Origin of the sequence: Cellulomonas dongxiuzhuiae, assembly GCF_018623035.1 — a bacterium.
GTDB classification, from domain to species: domain Bacteria; phylum Actinomycetota; class Actinomycetes; order Actinomycetales; family Cellulomonadaceae; genus Cellulomonas; species Cellulomonas dongxiuzhuiae.
In genome coordinates this window covers 15,067-25,840 of the sequence record NZ_CP076023.1, presented here as the reverse complement: position 1 = coordinate 25,840, position 10,774 = coordinate 15,067, and the positions used below count along the sequence as shown (strand labels likewise).

The following is a 10,774-nucleotide window of genomic DNA, read 5'->3' as shown; positions in this document are numbered from 1 at the left end:
CCGGCTGCCGTCAGAGGCGGACGAGCGGGTGCAGCCCCTGCGACCGCTCGACGGCGTCCGTCGCGCCGCACACCTGCAGCCAGTTGGCCAGCAGACGGTGACCGCCCTCGGTGAGCACGGACTCGGGGTGGAACTGCACGCCGTGCAGCGGCAGGTCGCGGTGCTGCAGGCCCATGATGATGCCGTTGGTGCGCGCGGTGACGACCAGCTCGTCGGAGAACGTGCCGTCGACGACGGCCAGCGAGTGGTAGCGCGTCGCCGTGAAGGGCGTCGGCAGGCCGTCGAGGACGCCCTGGCCGTCGTGCTCGACGGGGCTCGTCTTGCCGTGCATGAGCTCGGGTGCGTGCGTCACGGTGCCGCCGAACACCTCGCCGAGCGCCTGGTGGCCCAGGCACACGCCCAGCATCGGCGTCCCGGCGGCGGCGCAGTCCCGGATGACCTGGATGCTCGCGCCCGCGTCGGCCGGCGTACCGGGGCCGGGCGACACGAGGACGCCGTCGTACCCGGCGCGCTCGGCCGGCGGCGGCACGGCGTCGTTGCGCACCACCTCCGTCTTGGCCCCGAGCTGGTCGAGGTAGCCGACGATCGTGTAGACGAACGAGTCGTAGTTGTCGACGACGAGGATCCGCGTCATCCCTCACCCACCGTGGTCTCGTTGAAGGGCATGAACGGCGCGATCGCCGGGTACACCCACAGGAAGCACGCCACGAGGACACCCGCGGCGAGCAGGGCCGAGATCAGCAGGCGCACGAGCGTCGGGCCCGGCAGGTGCCGCCACAACCATCCGTACATCATGAGCCTCCCGTCGTCGTCCGCCCAGCCCGGTCCCGCCTGCCGGTCACGTAGCGCCGCCCGACAGGTCGAGCTGCCCGGACTCGACCGCGTCGGCGATCTCCGCGGGGACACCGTCGGCGACCGGCGCCCAGTAGTCGAGCACACCGTGCACGACGTACCGCTCACGTGCCGAGAACATCGGGTGGCAGGTCGTCAGCGTGATGTACCGCTCGGTGGGCTCGACGCCCTCCTGGTTGGGCACGGGCCAGATGACGCGCACGTCGCGCGGCAGCACGACCTCCGTCGCCGTCGCCTTGTACACGTACCAGGTGTCCTTCGTGCGCACGATCAGCGCGTCGCCGATCTGCAGCTCCTCGATGCGGTTGAACGGCTTGCCGAACGTCACGCGGTGGCCGGCGAGCGCGAAGTTGCCGACGCCGCCCGGCATGGCCGTGCCCTCGTAGTGGCCGATACCCAGGACGTCGAGCACGGTCGGGCGGTCGGTGCCCTGCGAGATCGGGCGCAGCTGCTCGCCGGCCCACCGGGGCGTCATGAAGTGCGCGATCTGCTCGGCGTGGCCGGGCTCCTCCATGACGGGCGGCTCGTCGCGCCGCGGCTCGGCGATCCGCACGCCGCCGTCGTCGGCCGGAGGCGGCGGCGCGAAGTCCATCTCCCGCACGATCTCGGCCTGCACGGCATTGCCCTCGACGTCCGTCCACCACAGCTGCCACACGAGGAAGCCGAGCAGCAGGATGCCGATGGTGATGAGCAGCTCGCCGATCACGCCGATCACGCCGTACACGAGCCGCGAGGCCCGCGACCTGCCTGCGGTGCGGACGTGGGTGGGCGGGCGCGCGACGACGCGGGGCGTGCTCACAGGCCACCCTCGGCGTCCCGCGCGGCGTCGCCCGCCGCGGCGGGGACGGGCTCGTCGGTCGCCGCGGCGGGCAGACCGGGCAGGACCTCGACGTCGTCGGGCACGCGGGCCCAGCTCAGCTCGGTCGCGCCGGAGTACGCGGGCAGCTCGACGCTCGCGCGGTCCTCGACGCTCCACCCGAGCCCCAGCTCGCCCGCGTCACGCACGTAGCTGCGCACGGCGGTGTCCGCCTCGAGCGCGGCCCGCAGGCGCTCCGGGTCACCGATGACCGTGATGACGAACGGCGGGGAGTACATGCGGCCGTGCAGCCGCAGGACGTTGCCCTGGCACTGGACGCCGGTGGTGGACACGACGCGCTGGTCCATGAGGCCCATCGCCTCCGCCCCGCCGGCCCACAGGGCGTTCATGACGGACTGGATGTCCTGCTGGTGGACGACGAGCAGGTCCGGGTTCATGTCCTCGCGCCGGACGTCGACGGGCGCGTCGTCGAGCGTCACCGTCAGCCCCTGCCCGCTGACGGGGACCGAGCCGCCCTCGACGAGGTCGCCGGGGGGTGCCGTCACCGACGGGCGGCCCGCGAGCGTGTTCTGCTCGGCGGTGAGGCTCTCGACCTGCGAGCGCAGCTGGTCGACCTCGCCGGACAGCCGCTCGACGGTGAGGGCCTGCTTCTGCGTGAGCTCGCGCAGGTCCTGCGGGTGGCGCTGCGCGTCGTCGTCGGTGCCGCGCGCGTTGACCGTGAACATCAGGCCGGAGAGCCCGAGCACCAGCCCCACGGAGACCGCACCCCGGCCCAGGCTCTGGCGGCGGGTCCGGGGCGTGCCGACGTCGGCGGTCGATGGCATGGCCCCTCCCTCCGCGTCGGCCGCACGGGCGGCGGGACGACAGCACTACGCTAGGTCACGTTCGGCGCACGCCGACACCGGTCCGCAGGTCGACGACACCAGGGGCACCCGGACGGCCCACCGTACCGACGGTCCCGGTGACGACGAAGCCGCCCCTGCTCACCGCACCGTCGCAGACAGGAGCCACGCCCGTGCCCGAGTCCAAGTCGCGCAAGAAGGCGACGTACACCCCGCCGCCGTCCAAGGCCGCCGCACCGAAGCCTCTTCCGCGCTGGTTCCTGCCCGTGTCCCTCGGGCTGATGATCCTCGGGCTCCTCTGGCTGGTCGTGACCTACCTGTCCCCCGGGGCTGCGTACCCGGTCCCCGGGATCGGCCAGTGGAACCTCGCGGTCGGCTTCACGATCATCATCGTCGGCTTCGGCATGCTCACGCGCTGGCGCTGACCAGGCCCGCACGACGCGCCGCGCGGGGCCCGGGCCGAGGTTTCAGGTGGTTCCTACCCACAGCCTCGTCCACAACGGGCCCCGTTGGTCGTCCACAGGCGGTGCACATACCTGTGGAAAACTACACCGGTGTAATTCCACAGCTGTGAGTAACTCTGGGGAGCGGCCTGCCGGTGCGCACCGACGAGGTCACACGAGCCCGTAGGCCGTGTACATCGCCCAGGTCGCGCCGAGCAGGACGACCAGGAGCGCGGCCGGGGCGGCCCAGCCCACGAGCGCCCGGCGGTCCCGCGGCGCGTAGGCGTAGGCGGCGCCCAGGAGCGCCCCGACGACCAGCCCGCCGAGGTGCGCCTGCCAGGCGATGCCGGGCAGGACGAACCCGAGGACGCCGTTGAGGACGAGGATCCCGATGATGGAGCCCGCGTCCCGGCCCGTGCGCCGCAGCACGACGAGGACGGCCCCGAACATGCCGAACACGGCCCCCGAGGCGCCGACCATGGCGGTGGTCCACGTGTCGGTCGCGGGTGCGAGCAGCACCGCCCCCACCGAGCCCCCCAGCGCGCTGACCAGGTACAACGTGGCGAACCTCGCGCGGCCGAGGGTCGACTCGAGGTACGGACCGACCATCCACAGCGCGAACATGTTGAACAGGATGTGGAAGACCTGGCCGGGTGAGTGCAGGAACGCGGCCGTGAGGAAGCGCCACGGCTCGAAGGCACCGGCGACCGGGCTGAACGCCCAGCGCGAGGTCCACCCGGTCACGACGAGCTGCAGCACGTAGGACACCACGCACAGCCCGATGATCGTCAGCGTGACGACCGGGCGCCCGCCGCGGACCCGTCCGCCCAGGACGGTGCGCCCCTGGGGGGACGTGCGCGCCGCCTCGGCGACACAGTCGACGCAGTGCACGCCCACCGCCGCGGGCCGCTGGCACTCGGGGCACGCCGGCCGGCCGCACCGCTGGCACCGGACGTAGGACACCCGGTCGGGGTGGCGCGGGCACACGGGCGCCTGCTCCCCGCCCGGGAGGCCGGGCGACCCCGCGACGGGGCCGCCCGGCACGTCAGGGACGCTGATGTCAGCCCTCCACCGTGATGGACGTGATCGTGACGTCCTGCACCGGGCGGTCGCCGGGGCGCGTCGGCGTCGAGGCGATCGCGTCGACGACCTTGCGGCTCTCCTCGTCCGCGACCTTGCCGAAGATCGTGTGCTTGCCGTTGAGCCACGTCGTGGCGGCGACGGAGATGAAGAACTGCGAGCCGTTGGTGCCGCCGACCTTGCCCGTCACCGGGTTCAGCTGCTTGCCCGCGTTCGCCATCGCGAGCAGGTAGGGCTCGGAGAACGTGAGCTCGGGGTGGATCTCGTCGTCGAACTGGTAGCCCGGGCCGCCGCGGCCGTTCCCGAGCGGGTCGCCGCCCTGGATCATGAAGTCGGGGATGACGCGGTGGAACACGACGCCCGAGTACAGCGGGTCGGTGCGGGGCGCGCCCGTGGACGGGTCGGTCCACTCCTTGGTCCCCTGCGCGAGGCCGACGAAGTTCTCGACGGTGCGCGGTGCGTGGTTCTCGAAGAGCTCGACCCGGATGTCACCGGCTGACGTGTGGATGGTCGCGAACATGGGTCCAGTCTGGCACCCGGTACCGACGGTGCGCCCCGCCACCTGAGGGATTCGCCGCTGGCGAACCACCCGCAAGCACCGGGCACGACGGCCCGGACAGTGGCAGAGTGTGAGGTCAGGACGTCGCACGACCAGTCGAGACCAGCCGAACCAAGCCGAGACAGCGCGGGAGTGGCACATGACCCATCGTCCGAAGATCGACGTGGACACCGAACGCCTCAAGACACAGGCGGCCGTCATCGGCGCCTCGCTCGCCGACGGCGCGAAGGATGCCGCCGGCCGGGCCGGTGACGCCGCGGGGTACGCCAAGGAGTGGACGACGCCACGGGTCGAGGCGTTCGTGGCCTGGCTGCTCCCCCACGTCGACCACCTGTACAAGGAGAGCGTCAAGAACGCGGCTCCCCAGGTCGAGAAGGCGGCACGCAGGGCGACCCCCGCGATCGACACCGCGCACGACAAGCTGGTCGACGAGCTGATCCCCCGGCTCGTCGCGGCCGTGAACGAGGCCGCGGCGAAGGCCGGTGCGCAGGCGGAGATCGCCGCGACGGCCGCCGCCGGCCAGGCCGGCAAGCACTCCAAGAAGCTGGCCAAGGCGGCGAAGAAGGCCGCCAAGGAGGCCGCGAAGTCCGACCGCAAGGGCTCGGGCGCCAAGGTGTTCTGGATCGTCGCCGGTCTCGCCGGTGCGGGTGCCGCGGCGTTCGCCTGGATGCGCTCGCGCTCGACGACGGACCCGTGGGCCGAGCCGTGGGAGCCCGCCGACCCGATCGGCAGCGAGTCGCTCAAGGCGCGCGCGCAGACCGCCGTCGGTGACGCCGCGGACGCCGTCGGTGAGGCCGCCGGTGCCGCCGTCGCCAGGAGCCGGGAGGCCGCCGAGGCGGTCGCGCAGGCGACCGAGGACCTGAGCGACAAGGCCAAGGAGGCCGGTCAGGCGGCGCAGGAGACGGCCCGCAAGGCCACCCGCCGCTCGGCTCCCAAGAAGCTCGACGACGGGGCGACGCCGGAGGAAGGTACCGACAGCCCCGCCTGATCCGCACGAAGGCCCCGGCCCGTCCGACGACGGTCCGGGGCCGGTGTGCGTCGCGCCTAAATGTTTCGGGCATAGACAGCCCGTGTGCCGCGTCAGCACGATCAGCGGCGGGCCCCCACCCAGGTACGACGTCGCCGTCGTCCCCGGCGCTGGCGCCCGTGGGAGCGCTCCACCGGTGCTCGTCCGCCGTCTGAAGGGTCGTGCCATGCCCCGCACCTCCGCCCGCCGCGCGCGCAGCCGCGCGGTGTGGGCCGGCGCCGCCGTCGTCGCGGTCGTCGCCGGAGCCGTCACCCTGCCCGCGCAGGCCGCACAGGCCGCGCCGGCGTACAACTACGCCGAGGCGCTCCAGAAGTCGATGTTCTTCTACCAGGCGCAGCGCTCGGGCGACCTGCCGGCCGACTACCCGGTGTCGTGGCGCGGCGACTCGGGCATGGACGACGGCAAGGACGTCGGCAAGGACCTCACGGGTGGCTGGTACGACGCGGGCGACCACGTGAAGTTCGGCCTGCCGATGGCGTTCACCGCGACGATGCTCGCGTGGGGCGCGATCGAGAGCCCCGCGGGCTACACGCAGGCCGGCCAGACCGACGAGCTGCGTGACAACCTGCGCGCCGTCAACGACTACTTCGTCAAGGCGCACACGGCGCCCAACGAGCTGTACGTGCAGATCGGCAAGGGCGACGACGACCACAAGTGGTGGGGACCCGCCGAGGTCATGACGATGGCCCGCCCGTCGTACAAGATCAGTGCCTCGTGCCCCGGCTCGGACGCCGCCGCCGAGACGGCCGCCGCGATGGCGTCGGCGTCGATCGTCTTCAAGGGCTCGGACTCCGCGTACGCCGCCACGCTGCTCACGCACGCCAAGCAGCTCTACTCGTTCGCCGACACCTACCGCGGCAAGTACTCCGACTGCGTCACCGACGCCCAGTCGTTCTACAAGTCGTGGTCCGGCTACCAGGACGAGCTCGTGTGGGGCGCGTACTGGCTCTACAAGGCCACGGGCGACGCGACGTACCTGACGAAGGCCGAGTCGGAGTACGACAAGCTCAGCAACGAGAACCAGACGACGACCAAGTCCTACAAGTGGACGGTCGCGTGGGACGACAAGTCGTACGCCACGTACGCGCTGCTCGCGATGGAGACGGGCAAGCAGAAGTACGTCGACGACGCCAACCGCTGGCTCGACTACTGGACCGTCGGCGTCAACGGCGCCAAGGTCACCTACTCCCCCGGCGGCATGGCCGTGCTCGACTCGTGGGGTGCGCTGCGGTACGCGGCCAACACCTCCTTCGTCGCGCTGGTCTACTCCGACTGGCTGACGGACACGACGCGCAAGGCGCGCTACCACGACTTCGGCGTCCGCCAGATCAACTACGCGCTGGGCGACAACCCGCGCAAGGCCTCGTACGTCGTCGGCTTCGGCGCCAACCCGCCGAAGAACCCGCACCACCGCACGGCGCACGGCTCGTGGCTCGACTCCCTGAAGGACCCGGTCGAGACGCGGCACGTGCTGTACGGCGCGCTCGTCGGCGGCCCGGGCTCGGCCAACGACGCCTACACGGACGACCGCGGCGACTACGTCGCCAACGAGGTCGCCACCGACTACAACGCCGGGTTCACCAGCGCGCTGGCCTACCTGACGGGCGAGTACGGCGGCACCCCGCTGGCGGGCTTCCCCACCGCGGAGAAGCCCGACCAGGACCAGTTCTTCGTCGAGGCCAAGCTCAACCAGCCGCAGTCCGGCGCGTTCACCGAGGTCAAGGCCATCATCCGCAACCGCTCGGCCTTCCCGGCCCGGTCGCTGACCAACGCCTCCATCCGGTACTGGTTCACGCTCGACGAGGGCGTCCCCGCCTCGAGCCTGTCCGTCTCGACCAACTACACCGAGTGCGGCAGCCAGCCCGCCGCGGTCAAGCACGCGTCCGGCTCGCTGTACTACGCGGAGATCGGCTGCGCGGGGCAGAACATCCACCCCGGCGGCCAGTCGCAGCACCGTCGCGAGATCCAGTTCCGCGTCCAGGGCACGCTGCAGTGGAACGCGACCAACGACCCGTCGTTCGCCGGGCTGCCCGCCACGGGCGACCCCGTGAAGACCACGGGCATCACGCTCCACGAGGGCAGCACGCTGCTGTGGGGCACGGTGCCCGACGGCACGGTCGGCCCGACCCCGACCCCGACCCCGACGGCGACGGCCACGCCGACCCCCACGGTCACGCCCACCCCGACCCCCACGCCGAGCGTCACGCCCGCCCCGGTGGGCTCACCGCGCAACCTCGCGGTCCGGCTCCGCAGCCTGGGGACGGTCGACGCGACGTGGGACGCCCCGAGCACCGGTGCGGCGGTCGTCGGGTACGACGTCGAGGTGGTCGGCGGGCAGTCCCTGCGGGTGACCGACCGCTCCGCGACGTTCTACGACCTGCGCAACGGCACGTACGTGCTGCGGGTGCGGGCCGTCGCCGCAGGTGGTCTCACGTCGCCCTGGGTGACGACCGGGTTCGAGGTCGTCGACGGGTTCCCGACGGCCTCCCCGACGTCCACGCCCACCTCCACACCCACCCCGACGCCGACCTCCGGCCCCGCGACGTGCGCCGTCACGTACTCCGCGAACAGCTGGAGCTCCGGCTTCACCGCATCGGTCCGGCTGAAGAACACGGGCTCGACGCCGCTGACCTGGTCGCTGACGTTCGACCTCACGGCCGGGCAGCAGCTCCAGCAGGGCTGGAGCGCGACGTGGTCGCAGACGGGCACCCGGGTCACGGCCACCGGCGCGGCGTGGAACACCACGCTGGCTCCGGGCGCGTCGGTCGACCTCGGCTTCAACGGCTCGCACACCGGCCAGAACCCGGCCCCGACGTCGTTCGCCGTGAACGGCGCGACCTGCGCGACAGGGTAGCCACAGACGGGTCCCGGTCCGGCTCGACCCCCGACGTCGCCGGACCGGGACCGATCCACCACCCGGACGGGCGCCCCGCTGCGCCCGTCCGGGGCGGGGCGTCCGACGCGGGGGCGGTCGGACGCCGCACGAGGGCGTCGCGTGCTGCACGCGACGCCCTCGTCGCGTGCCCGGCCGCGTTCCCGGGACGTCCCGTGTTGACGCGGCGCGGCGCGACCGGAACGCTGCGGGGAGTGAGCGACAGCCCTCTCCCCCCGCCGCCCTCGGCCGGCCTCTCGGACGTCGACATCTGGCCCCTGACGGGCCTGCGGGTCACGTGCGGGGACCTCGAGCTGCGGGCCCCCGACGACCGCATGCTGCTCGACGTGGCCCGGCTCGCGGCTCAGGGCGTCCACGCCCCGGACTACATGCCGTTCCTCGTCCCGTGGACGCGCGGCACGCCGGTGCAGGTCGCCCGCAGCGTCATGACGTACCAGTGGGGCCTGCGCCAGCGCACGACCCCGGCGGACTGGGCGATCGAGCTCGCGGTGGTCCGTGACGGGCAGCCGCTGGGCATGCAGGGCCTGTACGCCAAGGACTTCCTGGTCACGCGCACCGCGGAGACGGGCTCGTGGCTGGGGCTGCGCCACCAGCACGGCGGCATCGGGACGCGCATGCGCCTGCTCGTGCTGCACCTGCTGTTCGAGGGGCTCGACGCGCGCCACGCGACGAGCTCGGCGTTCGTCGACAACCCGGGCTCGTCCGGGGTGAGCCGCAAGATCGGTTACCGCCCCAACGGCGTGCTGCACCAGGCGCGCGAGAACGGCCCGGTCGACAGCCAGCTGTTCGTCCTCGACCGCGCCGACTGGGACGCCCGCCGTGACGAGCTGCGGCTCGAGGTGACCATCGAGGGCCTGGCGCCCGTCCGGGAGCAGCTCGGCATGGTGTGACGCACCGATCCCCCGCCGTCCCGCCCGCTGGGGCCGGTCCGGGAGTACCGTCCCGTCATGCTGCTCGCCGACCTGCAGTCCCGGGTGCGTATCGCACTGACCACGACGCTCGTCGACGAGTGGACGCTCGTCGCTCCCTCCGCCGGCACGAGCCGGCCGTCGGAGCGGACGATCTCGTTCCACCTCGGCTGGGCCCTGCAGGGCACCATCGAGAGGTCGTGGGACGTCGACGCCGACTACGACCGCTCCGGCATGGTCCTGGAGTCGTCCGTGCGCCTCAACGGGCCCACGGTGCGTCCGCCGCACCTGATCGTGCACCAGCGCGGCAGGCTCGGCCCCGAGCACAACCTGCTGCTGGTCGAGCTGACGGCGGACGCCGCCGGCGCGGCCACCGGGGCGGCGGACCTCGCGGTCGCCCAGGCCGTCCAGCGCCGGTTCGGCTACCGCTACGCGGTCGTGCTCGACCTGCGGCTGCGCGAGGACGCGGCGACCGCGGACGTGCGCCCCCACTGGCACTGGGCGACCCTCGAGGAGGGTGCCGTCACCGACGAGCCGGTGACTGTCTACACCGACGACGTCCTCGCGGGTCTCGTCGAGCGGGCCCGGCGCGGCGTGCGCCGCTGACGCGACCGGGCGCGGGCGGGGACGACGAAGGCCGCACAGCGAGTCGCTGTGCGGCCTTCGGGGTGCTCGTGGTCAGAGCGGACGGATGTCCGACGCCTGCAGGCCCTTGGGGCCCTGCGTGACCTCGAACTCGACCTGCTGGTTCTCCTCGAGCGTGCGGAAGCCGCCCGTGGAGACGATCGCGCTGAAGTGCGCGAAGACGTCAGCGGAGCCGTCCGAGGGGGCGATGAAGCCGAAGCCCTTCTCAGCGTTGAACCACTTAACGGTGCCGGTGGCCATGGTGTCTTCTTTCGTAGAACCTTCCGGCACGCTGGTGCGGCGCCGGTTGCCGCGCCCCGAGGGGCGCAGACGATGGAGGGTCGACGTGCGACGCGCTCGGGGTGAGCTCGTGCGGGTCGGTGCCAGGAGGCACGTCGCACGGTCGAACGTCGGAGCCACGCCCACGTGCCGCGTCCAGCGGTCGTGGGCATGGAAGCCGTCGGGGTGGCGGACGATCAAGCCGGCGTACTCGCCACCGACGGTGCCGACCCACAGGTCGTCATCGGCAGGGCGCCATACGGCGGCCGGTCCGGAGGTCGCGCTCGCCGTTGCTACGGCTGAGGGACGCTCGATGATGGTGTGTGTGATGTTCTCTGCTCTTTCGCTCCGCACCCGGTTGGGCGGAGATCCTGATCCTGACCGGCAGCGAGCTGCCGGGTGCGCATGGTCCTCGCTTCGATGCTGAGGCCCGAAGTGCGCCGCGGAGGT

Annotated in this window: 12 protein-coding genes; 5 read left to right on the top strand and 7 right to left on the bottom strand. The window is 72.5% G+C overall.

What is annotated here, in order from left to right; translation table 11 throughout:
• Positions 1 to 10: 10 nt before the first annotated feature.
• Genes KKR89_RS00125 through KKR89_RS00110 form a run of 4 tightly spaced genes read right to left on the bottom strand, consistent with a single transcriptional unit; the run spans position 11 to position 2,493 of the window.
• Positions 11 to 634, bottom strand: a complete 624-nt coding sequence (locus KKR89_RS00125; protein WP_208196697.1) for an aminodeoxychorismate/anthranilate synthase component II — start codon at positions 632 to 634, stop codon at positions 11 to 13.
• A complete protein-coding gene (locus KKR89_RS00120; RefSeq protein ID WP_208197322.1) occupies positions 631 to 795 on the bottom strand; it encodes a hypothetical protein in 165 nt (54 codons plus the stop codon). The genes KKR89_RS00125 and KKR89_RS00120 overlap by 4 nt, the downstream gene beginning before the upstream one ends.
• 43 nt (positions 796 to 838) lie before the next feature.
• Positions 839 to 1,651, bottom strand: coding sequence for a class E sortase (locus tag KKR89_RS00115; RefSeq protein ID WP_251140951.1), 813 nt, complete (start codon positions 1,649 to 1,651; stop codon positions 839 to 841).
• Entirely contained in the window at positions 1,648 to 2,493 is an 846-nt protein-coding gene (locus tag KKR89_RS00110; protein WP_208196696.1) for a DUF881 domain-containing protein, read from the bottom strand. Before KKR89_RS00110 ends, KKR89_RS00115 begins: the two co-directional genes overlap by 4 nt.
• 137 nt (positions 2,494 to 2,630) lie before the next feature.
• Here KKR89_RS00110 and KKR89_RS00105 point away from each other — a divergent pair, with 137 nt between their 5' ends.
• Positions 2,631 to 2,936: a cell division protein CrgA gene (locus KKR89_RS00105; RefSeq protein WP_372438581.1), complete on the top strand. Its 306-nt coding sequence runs from the start codon at positions 2,631 to 2,633 to the stop codon at positions 2,934 to 2,936.
• 189 nt (positions 2,937 to 3,125) lie between these two features.
• On the opposite strand, the gene KKR89_RS00100 is transcribed toward KKR89_RS00105, so the two are convergent.
• Together KKR89_RS00100 and KKR89_RS00095 are read right to left on the bottom strand one after the other, a co-directional pair.
• Positions 3,126 to 3,998: a rhomboid family intramembrane serine protease gene (locus KKR89_RS00100; protein WP_208196695.1), complete on the bottom strand. Its 873-nt coding sequence runs from the start codon at positions 3,996 to 3,998 to the stop codon at positions 3,126 to 3,128.
• A 16-nt stretch (positions 3,999 to 4,014) separates the two neighbouring features.
• The gene (locus KKR89_RS00095) at positions 4,015 to 4,554 is read right to left on the bottom strand and encodes a peptidylprolyl isomerase (RefSeq protein WP_191783169.1); all 540 of its coding nucleotides are present in this window, start codon (positions 4,552 to 4,554) and stop codon (positions 4,015 to 4,017) included.
• Positions 4,555 to 4,732: 178 nt separating this feature from the next.
• On the opposite strand from KKR89_RS00095, the gene KKR89_RS00090 reads away from it, so the two are divergent.
• The 4 genes from KKR89_RS00090 (at position 4,733) to KKR89_RS00075 (ending at position 10,027) form a co-directional block, all read left to right on the top strand.
• Positions 4,733 to 5,581: a hypothetical protein gene (locus tag KKR89_RS00090; RefSeq protein ID WP_208196694.1), complete on the top strand. Its 849-nt coding sequence runs from the start codon at positions 4,733 to 4,735 to the stop codon at positions 5,579 to 5,581.
• Between the two features lie 205 nt (positions 5,582 to 5,786).
• Positions 5,787 to 8,474, top strand: a complete 2,688-nt coding sequence (locus KKR89_RS00085) for a glycoside hydrolase family 9 protein (protein ID WP_208196693.1) — start codon at positions 5,787 to 5,789, stop codon at positions 8,472 to 8,474.
• A 233-nt stretch (positions 8,475 to 8,707) separates the two neighbouring features.
• Positions 8,708 to 9,403: a GNAT family N-acetyltransferase gene (locus KKR89_RS00080; RefSeq protein ID WP_208196692.1), complete on the top strand. Its 696-nt coding sequence runs from the start codon at positions 8,708 to 8,710 to the stop codon at positions 9,401 to 9,403.
• Positions 9,404 to 9,460: 57 nt separating this feature from the next.
• Positions 9,461 to 10,027: a hypothetical protein gene (locus KKR89_RS00075; RefSeq protein WP_208196691.1), complete on the top strand. Its 567-nt coding sequence runs from the start codon at positions 9,461 to 9,463 to the stop codon at positions 10,025 to 10,027.
• A 72-nt stretch (positions 10,028 to 10,099) separates the two neighbouring features.
• Here the strand turns inward: KKR89_RS00075 and KKR89_RS00070 are convergent, their stop codons facing one another.
• Positions 10,100 to 10,306 carry a cold-shock protein gene (locus KKR89_RS00070; protein ID WP_089802810.1) on the bottom strand — a complete coding sequence of 69 codons (207 nt, stop codon included), beginning with the start codon at positions 10,304 to 10,306 and terminating at the stop codon, positions 10,100 to 10,102.
• Positions 10,307 to 10,774: the final 468 nt, after the last annotated feature.

What these genes read in the sequence shown, in the direction of transcription:
- KKR89_RS00125 (WP_208196697.1), bottom strand. Translation starts at nt 634, where the DNA reads ATGACGCGGATCCTCGTCGTCGACAACTACGACTCGTTCGTCTACACG.
- KKR89_RS00070 (WP_089802810.1), bottom strand. Translation starts at nt 10,306, where the DNA reads ATGGCCACCGGCACCGTTAAGTGGTTCAACGCTGAGAAGGGCTTCGGC.
- KKR89_RS00090 (WP_208196694.1), top strand. Translation starts at nt 4,733, where the DNA reads ATGACCCATCGTCCGAAGATCGACGTGGACACCGAACGCCTCAAGACA.
- KKR89_RS00095 (WP_191783169.1), bottom strand. Translation starts at nt 4,554, where the DNA reads ATGTTCGCGACCATCCACACGTCAGCCGGTGACATCCGGGTCGAGCTC.
- KKR89_RS00085 (WP_208196693.1), top strand. Translation starts at nt 5,787, where the DNA reads ATGCCCCGCACCTCCGCCCGCCGCGCGCGCAGCCGCGCGGTGTGGGCC.
- KKR89_RS00110 (WP_208196696.1), bottom strand. Translation starts at nt 2,493, where the DNA reads ATGCCATCGACCGCCGACGTCGGCACGCCCCGGACCCGCCGCCAGAGC.
- KKR89_RS00075 (WP_208196691.1), top strand. Translation starts at nt 9,461, where the DNA reads ATGCTGCTCGCCGACCTGCAGTCCCGGGTGCGTATCGCACTGACCACG.
- KKR89_RS00120 (WP_208197322.1), bottom strand. Translation starts at nt 795, where the DNA reads ATGATGTACGGATGGTTGTGGCGGCACCTGCCGGGCCCGACGCTCGTG.